9 protein-coding genes are annotated in these 13,098 nt (G+C 63.9%); 5 read left to right on the forward strand and 4 right to left on the reverse strand.

Annotated elements, in window-relative coordinates:
* On the reverse strand, nt 1–1,117 hold a 1,117-nt coding region (locus NET03_RS12785), incomplete at its 3' end, for a thiamine pyrophosphate-binding protein (protein WP_286207478.1).
* Between the two features lie 289 nt (nt 1,118–1,406).
* Complete coding sequence (locus NET03_RS12790) at nt 1,407–1,985, reverse strand: DUF3267 domain-containing protein (RefSeq protein ID WP_252129283.1); 579 nt, start codon at nt 1,983–1,985, stop codon at nt 1,407–1,409.
* A 644-nt stretch (nt 1,986–2,629) separates the two neighbouring features.
* On the opposite strand from NET03_RS12790, the gene NET03_RS12795 reads away from it, so the two are divergent.
* The 5 genes from NET03_RS12795 (at nt 2,630) to NET03_RS12815 (ending at nt 8,482) form a co-directional block, all read left to right on the forward strand.
* Nucleotides 2,630–3,331, forward strand: coding sequence for an ArsR/SmtB family transcription factor (locus tag NET03_RS12795; protein WP_252129284.1), 702 nt, complete (start codon nt 2,630–2,632; stop codon nt 3,329–3,331).
* A 42-nt stretch (nt 3,332–3,373) separates the two neighbouring features.
* Nucleotides 3,374–5,128: an ABC transporter substrate-binding protein gene (locus tag NET03_RS12800; protein ID WP_252129285.1), complete on the forward strand. Its 1,755-nt coding sequence runs from the start codon at nt 3,374–3,376 to the stop codon at nt 5,126–5,128.
* 66 nt (nt 5,129–5,194) lie between these two features.
* Nucleotides 5,195–6,121: a nickel ABC transporter permease gene (gene nikB, locus NET03_RS12805; protein ID WP_252129286.1), complete on the forward strand. Its 927-nt coding sequence runs from the start codon at nt 5,195–5,197 to the stop codon at nt 6,119–6,121.
* Between the two features lie 35 nt (nt 6,122–6,156).
* Entirely contained in the window at nt 6,157–7,047 is an 891-nt protein-coding gene (gene nikC, locus NET03_RS12810) for a nickel transporter permease (protein WP_252129287.1), read from the forward strand.
* Between the two features lie 58 nt (nt 7,048–7,105).
* Nucleotides 7,106–8,482 (forward strand): serine hydrolase domain-containing protein, encoded by a 1,377-nt coding sequence (locus NET03_RS12815; protein WP_252129288.1) that lies wholly within the window; start codon nt 7,106–7,108, stop codon nt 8,480–8,482.
* 878 nt (nt 8,483–9,360) lie between these two features.
* Here NET03_RS12815 and NET03_RS12820 read toward each other — a convergent pair.
* Both NET03_RS12820 and NET03_RS12825 read right to left on the reverse strand, forming a co-directional pair.
* A complete protein-coding gene (locus tag NET03_RS12820) occupies nt 9,361–10,680 on the reverse strand; it encodes an L-fuconate dehydratase (RefSeq protein ID WP_252129289.1) in 1,320 nt (439 codons plus the stop codon).
* A 240-nt stretch (nt 10,681–10,920) separates the two neighbouring features.
* Entirely contained in the window at nt 10,921–13,047 is a 2,127-nt protein-coding gene (locus NET03_RS12825; RefSeq protein WP_252129290.1) for a beta-N-acetylhexosaminidase, read from the reverse strand.
* Nucleotides 13,048–13,098 lie beyond the last annotated feature (51 nt).

Genomic DNA, 13,098 nt, shown 5'->3' on the forward strand with positions numbered 1-13,098 from the left:
CAACGAGGAAGGGAATCCGTGGAGCGAGCGCGTTGAGCACCAACCCTGATGCCTCACGAGTGGCGAGCTGCTGTCCGTTGGTGAACGTGGGAAGCGCAGCATCCCATCCAGAGGGGAGTGTACGGGAAAAGGCAGTGTCCCACTCGGCTGCCAGCTCGGGATAGGCGGCGCGCCAGGCGACGAATATGGCGTTCCATTCGTCCTCGAACTGCTGCCACGTGGGACGAAGGCTGGCAAAGTAGTCCAGGACCTCTTGGGGGACGAAGAATGGGGGCTCCTCTGGCCAACCGAGTGCCTGCTTCGTGCGGCGGACCTCGTCGGGGCCGAGCGGAGCGCCGTGAGCCGCCGCGGTGTCTTGTTTACCGGGGCTGCCATAGGCGATGTGGGTATGACAAATAATGAGGCTGGGGCGGTCGAGCTCGGCGCGGGCCTCGATGAGTGCCTGATCGACAGCAAGCCGGTCGTGGCCATCGACCTCGAGCACGTGCCAACCGCAAGCGGTGAAGCGGAGGCGGACGTCCTCGGTGAAGGTGAGATCAGTGGAACCATCGATGGAGACCTCGTTGTCGTCATACAGGTAGATGAGTCGACCCAGGCCGAGGTGCCCAGCGAGCGAGGCTGCCTCGTAGCTCACTCCCTCCATCAGGTCGCCATCGCTAACGATGGCGTAGGTATAGTGGTCGACGACCGGGTAGCCGGGTCGGTTGAAGCGCTCGGCAAGCCAGCGTTCCGCGAGGGCCATCCCTACCCCAGCTGCGAACCCCTGGCCGAGTGGGCCAGTAGTGATCTCAACGCCTGGGGTATGGCCATACTCGGGATGGCCGGGTGTGCGGCTGCCCCACTGGCGGAAGTTCTGGAGATCGTCGAGCGTGAGTACGCCGCTCAAGTAGAGAAGAGCGTAGAGGAGCATCGAGCCGTGGCCGGCGGAGAGGACGAAGCGGTCGCGGTTGAGCCAGCGTGGATTCGCGGGGTTGTGCCGCAGGTGCTTTGTCCAGAGGACAAAGGCGACATCGGCCATCCCCATCGGCATCCCGGGATGACCGGAACGAGCACGTTCCACGGCATCCATGGCGAGGACACGGATGGCATTCACGCAACGCTGTTCACGGTCGGGCATCGAACACCTCCACCATTCCGCGCAGGGGATATCCGCGCTCCTGTCCCCGCAAGAGGGTACCGCAGACGGGAGTTTCCGCGTACCCGCCGGGGCGACCGACTCCCGTCAGCGCGTGGCAGGCGGATTTGCCGTCATCGGCGACGAGCAGCTGCATGGGAGGTGACGGAGGTTCACGAGCGTGACCGCACCACGCGTCCTGGTCGGTGGACGCGAGCAGAGGGGAAGGTACAACCTTACAGCAGAGGCAACGCTGTCACCCCTGCGACGCTCAGCGGGGAACAGCCACCCGTCACCGTGGGCGCCAAAAGGTGCGCCAGCCCTGGTTCCGCAGACTGGCCTCAGGTGGTACTTGAGCCAAGACGAGGGCTGCGCTCAGCAGATCACCGCCGGCGCCGATCGCGTTGAGCAGGCCGAACACCAGGGCTGGCTCGCGCCAGGCAGGGACCAGCCGACTCAACGCGAGTGTGGCCACAGTGACGGCGACGAGCGGGCACAGGGTGACGAGGAGCCAGCGTTCGCGGGTGAGCTCGCCAGTATAGTGCACGTAGGCGAGGAAGGCACGGGGCCACACGCCCAGCACGAGCTGCGGTGAGGTGAATGAGCCAGGCATGACCAGGGCATGCAGGAACTCGTGCACGGGAATCAAGAGGAGGACGGCAGCGAAGGTCCAGCGATCGCCAGAGATGACGAGTTGGCGTGTCGGTTCCAGGAACAGGGCCAGGGCAAGGTATCCGGCTGCGGCCGCCAATCCGAGCGGCAGAGCCAGGGCGATAACGACGGCGATGTGGCGCGGCTCACGGAGCGGTCGCCAGGGTGGCTGAGCGTCAAACGTCGGGTCGTGAGGTGGAGGGCCGAGATGAATGCGCATCTGACCTCCCCACGGTGAAGGCCGTCTGCGTTAGGCCGACGCGATTCTACCAAGTGGCGCGTAGCCGGGCGATCGACCACCCGCGGTGCCGCGGCTTACCCCCTTTCAGCAGGCATGGTACCGATCCACCGATCAGGCTGGGGAAGTGCCCCTCGGCGCGGAATCGAGGGTCCGGGGCGACTGGGTGAAGACGCCCCCGGACGCTTCCGCAAGAGCCCATGCCGGCCCGCTGCAGTCAGAGGACGCGAGCACGACCCCTGAACGGCCGTATCCCTGATGCAACCTCGGAGATGAGAGGCAGCCCCCTCGCACTCGGCTCAGGCAGGGGCCTTCTCCAGAGTCCAAGATCGGAATGCTGCTCGTTCCTTGCGGAGCAGCAGAGTGTCAAGGTCACCCTGCGAGGCCCCCTGTCGCCCCAGTTACAGCAGAGGTGACCTCGGGAAAGAGAGGAGAGCCCACCCGGCCACGCGAGTGGCGAACAGTGCACAAGGGCCTGCTCAGGGACGCCCCCACTCCCGTTCGGGATTCCGCCACAGCACGAGAGGGCAAGGCGAACACGGGACCACCTCTTGACCCGCAGCACACGTCCCAGTAGACTGTGTTCAAGAGTATTTGAATGCTCGAGACTTCTCGAAAGAGGAACGATGGCCGCACACGAAGCGAACGAGGCGGAGCCCTTCGAGCCAGCCGATGTGCATGTGATTGCCGATCTGGGGACACTGCGCGCCTGCTTGCACCCGTTGCGGCTCGCGATCCTCGAGTGTCTGCAACGGGAAGCGTTGAACGTCGCCCAGATCGGATATCGGCTCGGACTGCGATCGACGACACTCTACTACCATGTGCGAGAACTCGAGAAGGCCGGGCTGATCCGGCTGGTGCGGACGGCGATCGAGTCCGGAATCCAGACCAAGTACTATCGAGCCGCCGCGCGGTTCTACCGCCTTGCACCAACCCTGCTCCAGCCACAAGATGGGCCAGAACAGCTCGATGCAAGCGTCGACCTTGTGACGACGACCCTCGACATGACCGTGGGGGAACTCCAGGCCGCGCTCCTCGAGGGCACGTTCACAGCCCATCCTGAAATAAGCCTCGTCCAGCGGTGGATCACGCGGACCACAGCCGAACGGGCACAGCGGTTCAAGCAGCGTCTCCTAGAACTTCTCACAGAATTCCAAGCACTCGAGGACGAGTCGGGGGACATCGTGCTCGAGTTCACACCGGTGCTCTTCCCGCGGGCCAGGCGATCGGCACTGTCCGTGCTCGGGCAACGCCGGGCACGACGAGGACGAGCGCGGGGCCAGCGGCGCCCGGACGACGGAGCAGAACGGTCTCAAGCGAGCGAGTAGTGCGGGGACCACTGCGTATTGCGAAGACGAGGAGGAGACGGCATGGCCGAGACATTTCCCACATCCGATGGTAGTCTGCGACAGCGACGCCTCACCGTGCGCACCACCCGCCGGCGCATGATCGCCTGGGGTTTGGCAGCAGGAGTGTTGGGCTCGAGCGCTCTCATCGCGGCGTGTCGAGGTCGTCAACAGCCGACCCCCGAGCCGACGCTTGTCCAGACACCAACGGCAGCAACTCCGGCGGTCACAGCGACCACGCAACCGCCCCAGGAGGCGAGTGGTCGGATCATCGTCGGGCGGACGGGTGACGCCGATACGCTGGATCCGCACCTCACGGTTTCTTCGCTCTCCTGGCAAGTTTTCACAAACATCTTTGACCCGCTGGTGTCGTGGAACGAGCGGCTCGAGGTCGAGGGCGTACTCGCCAGCGGATGGGAGATCTCTGAGGATGCCCGGGAGTACACCTTCTCGCTCAGGGATGGGATCCGGTTCCACGATGGCACAGCGTTCACTGCTGATGCGGTGAAGTTCACCTTCGATCGGATCCTCGACCCCCAGACCGGTGCACTGGCGAGTGCGTGGATCACCGCGTTGGAGAGCGTCGAGGTGATCGATCAGCTGACGGTACGCATGCGTTTGAAGGAGCCGTTCGCGCCGTTCTTAGGCAATCTCTGCACGGGATACTTCGGAATCATCTCGCCCACTGCAGTCCAGACGTACGGTGACGAGTTCGGCAAGCATCCGGTCGGGACGGGACCGTGGAAGTTCAAGGAGTGGCGAGCGGGAGAAGAGATCGTTCTGGAACGCAATCCGGAGTATCGGAACTTCCGATCCTATGTGGAAAACCAAGGCCCGCCGCGCGTCGCTGAACTCGTGTTTCGGACGATTCCGGACGAGCAGACACAGATCGCGGCATTCGAGACGGGGGAGATCAACGTGTTGGCCGTCCCACCCTACGCCGTCGCGGACTTTGCCGCGAATCCCGAAGTCCAGCTGTTCCGCATCGAGCAGAGCGTCAGCATCGCCTTTCTCGAATTCCACATGGAGCCCCCGCCGGGCGAGTACGGTGCGATCTTCCGTCCGCCATTCGACGACGTCCGAGTACGCCAAGCGGTGGCGTATGGGATCGACGTGGATCAGATCATCGCCACGATCTTGGAAGGTCTCGCAGTACGCAATTACGGGCCGCTACCGACCGGTGTGGCCTGCTACGATCCAGCGATCGAGCAGTTCGGGTATCGCTACGATCCGCAGCGGGCGGCTCAGCTGCTCGACGAGGCTGGCTGGACACTTCCCGCCGGGGGTTCGGTGCGGCAGAAGGACGGGCAGCCTTTGCAGGTGACACTCTGGACGTGGAGCGCCACGACGCAGGAGAAGATCGCTCAGGTGATTCAGAACCAGCTGAATCAGCTTGGCTTCTCGGTGAAGCTCGAGACACTGGAGCCGGGGAGTCTCTTGGCGAGACTGGGGACTGCCGACGATACGTCCAACTTCACGCTCATCAGCTGGGGCTGGACGGAACCACACATGCTCTCCATGATGACCTCGACGAATGCTGGCATTGGCCTGTATCGGCCGGAAGAGTATCGGCGCCTGGTCACTGAGGCGAGTCGCGTCGTAGAGCACGGCGAGCGGTGCCGCCTGTACTTCGAGGCGATGAAGATCATGCTCCGTGATGCCGCGATGGTGCCCCTGTGGTCGCCGGTTTCCGTCGTTGCGGTCCGGAAGGAGGTACAGGGATTCAAGATCGGGCCGCAGGGGATTTACGTGTACGAGGACGCGGTCATCAGCGGCTGATCGGCGGAAGGGCGCAAGAGGGCCCCGGCACGCGGTGGACAAGAAGGGGAGCATTCGGGCACAGGGATGCAGCAGTATCTCGTCAAGCGACTCATCGCAGCCGGCGCAGTGCTCTTCGGCGTGACACTCCTGGTGTTCACGATGGTGCGGCTCGTCCCCGGTGATCCGGTCGACATCATGTTCGCGAACCAGCCGCCGCCGACGCCTGAGCAACGAGCAGCGCTGCGGCGGCAACTCGGGCTCGACCTCCCCATCTATCGCCAGTATCTCCATTTCCTCAGCCGGGCGCTGCGGGGTGACCTGGGGCGATCGTTCCGCAGTAAACAGCCAGTAACACGTGAGATCCTGACGCGGCTTCCGAACACCCTCAAGCTGACGGTCGCCAGTCTTACCGTGGCGCTCCTCACAGGAGTGTCCGCTGGCATCCTTGCAGCGGTCTTTCGCGGCTCCTGGATCGACACGGCGACGATGCTCCTGGCGGTCCTCGGCGTCTCGCTCCCGTCCTTCTGGCTCGGCTTGATGCTGATCTTGCTGTTCGCCGTCCACCTCGGATGGTTTCCGGTCTCCGGTGCAGCGAGCTGGCGTCACCTCGTGTTGCCCGCGGTGACGCTCGGGGTGCTGACGTCGGGCATCCTGGCACGCTTGATGCGCTCGAGCCTGTTAGACGAACTCTCCCGGGACTATGTCCGGACCGCCCGGGCCAAAGGGCTGCGTGAGGCGACTATCTTGACGCGGCACGTGCTGCGCAACGCGCTGATCCCTGTGGTCACGATCGTTGGGCTCCAGCTCGGGCAGCTCCTCTCCGGGGCAGTCATCATCGAAGCGGTGTTCGCCTATCCAGGGATCGGATTGCTCGCAGTCAATGCATTGCAGGCGCGTGACTTCCCACTGATCCAAGGGATCGTCCTCTTTGTGGCGGTGGTGTACGTCCTGGTAAACCTCGCGGTCGATCTCCTGTACTGCCTGATCGACCCGCGCGTGAGCTATGCCTAGAAGGCGAGGCCCAGTGATCGAGCGAGGCGCCTCTCATGGCTGAGGTCGCGACGGTGGTACGGTCAGGGCCGTTCAGGCACTCACGGCCTGGCACGTCCCGCACCTGGCGTGAACTCATGCGGCACCCGAGCGCGGTCGTCGGTGGAAGTATGATCGCGACCCTGCTGTTGGTGGCGCTGATCGGGCCGCTCATCGCACCGCACGACCCGCTGGCGATGGATCTGGCGAATCGTTTCCAACAACCGAGCCTCATGCATCCCTTTGGGACGGATGAGTTCGGACGTGATGTCTTCTCCCGCGTGATCTACGGAGCGCGCATCTCTCTGCAAGTTGGCATCGTCGCAGTCGGCATCGCCGGGACGTTGGGATGCCTCCTTGGTCTCGTCACGGGCTACCTCGGCGGTTGGCTCGATACCGCGGGGCAGTGGGTGATCGACGTGCTGCTCGCCTTCCCAGGGCTCCTCCTCGCCTTGGCGATCACTGCCGTGCTCGGGCCGGGTTTACTGAACGTGATAATCGCGGTCGGCATCGGAGCGCTTCCGACCTATGCGCGGGTGATGCGTGGGCAAGTGCTGGCGTTGAAGCAGGAAGAATTCATCGTCGCAGCACGGGTCACCGGATGTTCGACAACGCGAATCCTCTTCCGGCACCTCTTTCCGAACACGCTTTCACCGATCATCGTGCTCGCTTCCCTCGGCTTTGCCAGCGCGGTCTTGGCAGGAGCAGCGCTCAGCTTCATCGGGATGGGAGCACAGCCACCGACACCGGAGTGGGGTGCGATGCTGGCAAGCGGCCGGGAGTACTTGCGCCGACAGTGGTGGATCGCGGCCTTCCCGGGGTTAGCGATTGCCTTCACAGTGCTCGGGTTCAACCTCCTCGGTGACGGGCTGCGCGATGCACTCGACCCACACCGAGAGGCCGGGTGAAGAAGCCGTGCGCAGTGCGTGAGGTAGTAGTGAGGTCATCAAGGGAAGGGTGGACACGGTGGCCGAAGGACAGTGGATCGAGGAGCTGGGGGCATTCATCGAGCAGCACCTGACCACATGGAACGTCCCGGGGCTCGCAGTGGGCATTTGGGATAGGGGCACGACCGCGGAGCGTGCCTTCGGCATCGCGCATGCCGAGACGGGTTGCGTTGTGCGTCCCAATACCCTATTCCAGATCGGTTCGATCACCAAGGTCTACACCGCCACGGTTGTTATGCAGTTCGTCGAGGAGGGGAAGCTCGAGCTCGACACGCCAGTCATGCGGTATCTCCCAGAACTCCAGCTGGCGGATGAGGAGGCCCGACAGACGATCACGATGCGGCATCTCTTGACACACACGTCAGGGCTGGAGGGGGATTACTTCGCCGACTGCGGCTGGGGCGATGATGCGCTTGCCAAGTATGTCGCCAGTCTGCACACCATCCGCCAGTGGACACGGCCGGGGCAACTTTGGAGCTACTGCAATAGCGGGTTCAATCTCGCCGGACGGATCCTGGAGGTCCTTGCGGACAAGCCGTATGAGCAGCTGGTGAAGGAGCGGATCTTCGAACCGCTGGAGATGCATCATTCGACCTTCTTCGCGCACGAGGCCATTACCTTCCCGGTCTCAGTCGGACACTCCTACGACCCGACGACCGGAGCGGGGCCACAGATCGCCCGTCCCTATCCGATCCCGCGAAGTAGCAACCCAGCGGGCGGAATCATCGCGACGGTTGGCGACCTGCTCCGCTTTGCCGCACTGCATCTCCAAGGTGGACGTGTGGGAGAGCGGCAGCTGCTGAGCTCCACGGCGGTGGAGGAGATGCAGCGGCCCCAAGTGACGGCAGCGAACTTTGCTGATGCCTACGGGATCGGCTGGGCGCTGCGGACACCAGGAGGGCATCGGCTGGTCGAGCACGGAGGATCGACCAACGGCTTCCAGGCGCAGCTCTTACTCGTTCCGGAACGGCAGTTCGCAGTTGCGCTCCTGACGAACTCGAGTCGCGGAACAGCCGCGATCCGCGCGATCGAGGAGTGGCTCTTGCAGCGCGCTTGCGGGATCACCCTCGAGCGACCACCGGTCGTGTCCCTCGAGCAGGCGCAGCTGGCGCGCGTGACGGGACGCTATCGCCGTCCCGGTGTCGATCAGGTCGTGCGAGTTGAGGGGGACGGTATCGCGATCGAGTCGACGATGCGGCACCCGCTGACGGGGGAGGAGACGAAGCTTCCGGCGATCCTAGCCAAGCCGATCAGCCCCTGGGAGTTCATCGTGACGGAGGGTGACTACGCAGGGATGCGGATCGACTTCATCAGTGAGGAGGCGACGCAGCCGGTCTTCCTCCGCTTCGGCGGTCGGCTGGCGGAGCGTGTCAGCGAGGAGGCGCCGGAGCAGTAGATACCTTGCAGTGAGCACACGGCTAGGGTGAGACAAGATCGCAAGAGACTCACCATGGTGGACTGCACGATAGCGGGGATGGCGACCCACAACGCTCCGGGGGCCGGGCTAGGCGTGCTCCAGTGCTGCAGCATCAACAGGTGCTCGGTGGGGAGAGGTTGGATCAGTGGGCACGCTCCGCTGTGTCGAGGGTGACGGGACGGAGCTGGCCCGACCACCGCTGCCGCGACGGTCGGACCGGCGTGTCTTCCCAGACGTATCCAGCAGGACTGACAACCGTCGCGGTGATGATCGGCGGGTCTGGGTGATGTCACGCCGGCTCGGTCCTCCCCACAGGAGGGGACCGAACTGGGCATAAACCGTGAACTCCTCCGCTTCGATACACAGCCACGCACGTGGGGAACCACTCGGTATGACCACTCATATCCCACCGGAGGGTGGCACCACCACGTGCGTGGAGACACGGAAGCTCGTGCTCGGCGACAACACCGGCCTCCGGTACACCCCCAGGTGCGTGGGGGCAACGGCGATCCGGGCGAGCCTGGGCTCTGAGCAGTGCGGTACACCCCCACGTGCGTGGGGACAACACTTTGTACTGACGCCGAAATTCGGCCCTCTCCCCCTTGGTAGTACCACATCCGCATCGCGACGAGCAAAAGGGCCGTGAGGCCTCAGGCGGCGGACCCACGATGGGACACCTTTTGCCTCACCCCTTCACCGATCATATCCTCAACCGCATGCTCGGTAGTGTCAGACCTCGCTGTGCTCACATCCCTCCCCAAAGACCTCTCATCCAACTGTCACTCTGCCGCTCTCTCTGATCACCGCTCGGTCGGGCGCACCACGCGAGCGCATGTCCCGTCGTATCTCTTTGCATCTTACCCCTCTGCCCGCTTCAGGAGCTCCTGCCACACTGGGCCATCAGGGTAGCGGTACTGCTCAAGGGACCCCCGCTTCATCTCGATGGAGTACCCTGGCCGTTCCGGTGGGAGATAGCGCGCATGCTGCACCCGCACCGGGTCGACGAAGTGCTCGTGCAGATGCTCAACATGCTCAATCATCCGGTGCTCCATCGTGCCACTGACGGCGATGAAGTCGAACATCGAAAGATGCTGCACGTACTCGCACAAGCCGACGCCCCCGGCATGGGGACAGACAGGGACACCGAACTTGGCTGCGAGGAGAAGGACTGCCAGCACCTCGTTGACGCCACCCAGCCGACAGGCATCGATCTGGCAGAAGCGGATGGCACCCGAGGCGAGCAGCTGCTTGAAGACGACGCGGTTGGCACAGTGCTCTCCAGTCGCGACGCCGATGGGCGCAATGGCCTCAGCGATCGCCTTGTGGCCGAGCACGTCATCCGGATGGGTGGGCTCTTCAATCCACCAGGGATCGAACTCCGCCAACTCCCGCATCCAAGCGATCGCCTCAGGAACATCCCAGCGTTGGTTGGCATCCATCATGAGCTTGCGCTCCGGGCCAATAACGTCGCGCAAGAGACGAGCGCGGGCACGGTCGTGCGCAAGATCCTGGCCCACCTTCATCTTGATGGCCGTGAAGCCCTGCTCGATGGCCTGGCGGGCTAATGCGGCAACCTGCTCGTCACTGTAGCCGAGCCAACCAGCTGAAGTGGTGTAGCAGGGATAACCGGAACGGAACAGCTCCAGCTCGCGCTCGGCGCGTGTCGGCGCCTGGCGGCGCAGCATGTCCAGCGCCTCGTCTGGAGTAAGAGCGTCGGTGATGTGACGGAAGGGGATCAGACGGACGAGTTCTTCGGGAGACAAGTCAGCAAGGAGCTTCCAGACCGGTTTCTCGACGGCCCGGGCCCAGAGATCCCAGAGAGCGTTTACGACGGCTGCCGTGGCCAGGTGCAGAACACCCTTCTCCGGGCCAACCCATCGCAGCTGACCATCAGCGGTGAGCCGATACCAGTAGCGGCCAAAGTCGGCCACGATCTCTTCCAGGCGTTGGCCAACGACAAACGGTTCGAGCGAGCGGACGGCAGCGACACAAAGCTCGTTCCCACGACCAATGGTGAAGGTAAGACCGTGGCCTTCCAGGCCCGGAGAATCGGTATGCAGGATGACGTACGCCGCCGAGTAGTCGGGGTCGGGATGCATGGCATCGGAGCCGGCCAGGGTAAGGGAAGTCGGGAAACGGACATCGTAGACCTCAAGACGGGTAATCGTCGTTGGCACGGGACAACTCCTTCCAACCCGGCGCCTCGTTGCGCAGTGACGGAGTCGAGCTTGGCCTGAATGGTAACGGGAATGCCCGACAGGGTCATGATCGCAAAGATAGCGCAGTTTGGGAAGAGTCAGGCAGGAAAGCAAGGCTAGGCGGGAGAGTTCAATCCGGCACTCTGCTCCTTGTCCGATTCCCCGGTGGAGCGCCACAACACGAGCAGCTGCCATGAACAGGAGCGCAAGGCTGGCCCGCTAGGTGGTCGAGAGGCCACCAAGGAGTCCGGCATGTTCAAGAGAGTGACGAATGTCGGGCGGCAACTCCTCGACACCCACCAACCGCGCAAGCTCCAGGATGTTGGCGAACCCTTCCTCCCACAGCGCGCGGTAGCCTCCGGTGGCATAGCTGTTGCATTCCGCATCGATCGGCTCACCGGCGGCGTACCGCACCCGTTGGGCACTGAGCCAGTCCAAGGCTGCCTGGTAACGGCGGTCGAGCGCAGCGAAGCGGTCAAGCGTCTGGTGTATCTCGCTGCGACGGGCATGACGCAGCCAACCGGCCTCGAATTCGGCAGACAGGGAGGCGAGGCGACCCCGGTGTGCCGCAAGGCGTGCAACCGCAGCATCGAGCCGCGTCAGACCGTCAGCGCGGGCAGTCGGATCAGCAGGATCAGGCAGCTGGCGGAGCAGCCTGCGGAGCTCCTGGCTCGCGTGGAGTTTCTCGGCGGCGAAGGCAACGAGACGGGCCGCGAAGGTGTAGTCGAGCCGATACCGTGGCTCGGGAAGCGCACTCCAGGCCTCCAGTGCCGCAAGCGCTGCCGCGTGCAGCTGGGCAAGTGCGGTGGGATCCACGGCGTCAATCAAGCGACCGGCCAGTGGCTCATCAAAGAGGGCAAGTGCGCTGTTCGAGCGGTTGGGCAACCCGAGCGTCGGTGCGGTCACTGCACTGCCGAGTGCGTGGATGGCCTGCACGCTGGCATCGCCTGGCGGACGCCGGAACAGGTGCACCGCGAACGCTGCATCGAGCGTCTCCTGTGGCACATCCGGGCCCGACCATGCCACTGCGGCACCAACGGCATAGGGATAAAGAGAGAGGGAGAGTGCCTGGTAGTGGCCGTAATCACCCCAGTCGGTGAGGAGCATGCCGGAGGCCCCAGCGGCGATCCCGTCGCGAACGAAAGTGCGGATGTTGCCGATGGCATTGGCGATGCGGGGGAAGAGGGTGTTCCAGCTCGAGGTACCGGGGCAGACCCAGAAGGCGCGGCCGAGCGAGCCAAGGAGCGCGGCAGTGGGGTACTGCTCCTGCGCCTCGTAATGCCAGTCCAGGAGGAGGATGTCCTCCGGAAGCTCGGCGACAAGCTCCGGATAGTGGAGCAGGATGTCTGCCCAGATCATGATGCGTCGTCCATAGCGCGCTGCGAGGTCACGGAGGCGCAGAATGTGACGGAGATAGAGGCGTCCTTTCCCAAGTTCCCGGGCAAGCGGTTTGGACTGACCAGTGCCGAGATCCCAGGTCTCATCACAGTCAACATTAAACCAGGAGGAGGTGAAGTTGGGCAGGAAGTCAGCGTAGAGCTCATCCAGGAGCTGGTAGGTCTCCTCCCGCGCTGGAGTGAGACTCCAGCGCCAGCCCACCTCGTCGATATGGGCGTATTGTGGCAGAGAGAGCAAGCGTCGCTGGTGGCCGAACGACTGGAGATTGGGGACGAACTCCACGTGACGCTCGCGGCAGTAGTGATCGAGCGCGAGGATATCGTCCGGGGTGAGCGGGTCGCTCCCGGAACCGATCTCCGGATGATGCGTGGACCAAAAGGTGTGCTCGATATAGAACTGAAAATGGTTGTACTTCAAGCTGGAAAGGAGATCGACGAGTCGGAAGAGTGTCTCCCGGGTGGGGACTTTGCCGCGGGAGACATCGAGCATGATGCCACGGTGTGGAAGGACCGGCCAGTCACGGATGGTGAGCGGCGGGAGCTGCCGCCCGAGCACGTGGACGACCTGGCGGAACGTCTGGACGCCGGCCGAGAGACCGACCTCGGAGACAGCGGCGAGGATCGCGCGGTCACTCCGGATGTGGAGGACATAACCTTCTCGGCCAAGCTCCGGAAGACCAGCAAAGGGCGGGAGCGGCGGCATTCCGAGGACGAGTGCGATGCAGTTCGTGCCATCGAGTGGATCAGCCGCTGAGCGGAGGGGGAGCGGGAGGCCGGTGGCCTCCTGGACTGCCGCTTGGAGCTGGCGCGCAGCGAAGTGGAGTCGGTCAGCGGCATTGGCTGGCAGGACAAGCGCACTGTCCCAGTCGAGCATCCAAATCTCGCCAGCAGGGCCGAACTCGAGCTGGCGTGGCGGGGGAAGCAGGGGCAACCGGACGGTCATTTCCATGCTCATGCTCCATGAACAACTCACACCGCAAGTCCCCTAGGGCTTGAACGT

The sequence above is a fragment of the Thermomicrobium sp. CFH 73360 genome, from assembly GCF_023806465.1.
Taxonomy (GTDB): Bacteria; Chloroflexota; Chloroflexia; order Thermomicrobiales; family Thermomicrobiaceae; genus Thermomicrobium.